The sequence below is a fragment of the Vibrio sp. 378 genome (assembly GCF_033339435.1).
Map to the genome: position 1 here is coordinate 1 of NZ_JAWOUO010000709.1, position 634 is coordinate 634.

At 49.7% G+C, this 634-nt stretch carries 1 protein-coding gene; it reads right to left on the minus strand.

Annotation, left to right across the window (positions count from 1 at the left end; genetic code table 11):
• The coding region (locus R7Q48_RS28410; RefSeq protein ID WP_318133671.1) for an MATE family efflux transporter at positions 1–634 on the minus strand (634 nt) is incomplete at both ends.

Genomic DNA, 634 nt, shown 5'->3' on the forward strand with positions numbered 1-634 from the left:
TGAATGAACTTAACCGCTATTCCAACCAGAGATTGAATGTCTCGATAGTTCTTTGCGCCTAACAAGCGCCCCACCATTGGAGGCATCGACATGGTCAGTGCCAATACAGACACAATGGCAAAAAACTCGTAACGTGAGCCTAGCGCCCAAGCAGCGACTGCGGCAGTTCCAAAGCTGGCAAGCAACTTGGTCGCTAACATTGAAGAGAGCGGCGGCAGCAATTGACTGACCATGGCTGGCCCCATGATGTTACCTATCGAAGTGACGCTTTTCATCACATTCAGATCTTGCCATTGCGTTGTAGCCCAGTGGTTGCGCTTCACTCTTGGCGCAACGACAAGGATACCAAACCCAAATGCAACTAAGGTTGCCAACGCTGCCCCATTAATGCCGAGATCGAGCGTGAAAATGAACAGCGGGTCTAATACCAAGTTCACACCACTTGTCACCATCATCATCGTGCCCGGAAGCATAGTGTTGCCATTGGCACGACAAATACTGTAGTAAAAATAAAGGACTGCACCAGCCCATGAGCTCAGTAGCCACCAAGGCCAGTAGCTAGCTATGATAGGCATAACAGTTTCTGGCGCGCTGAGCAGAGATAAAATCGGGTAACGCAGCAGCCAAATTAAGA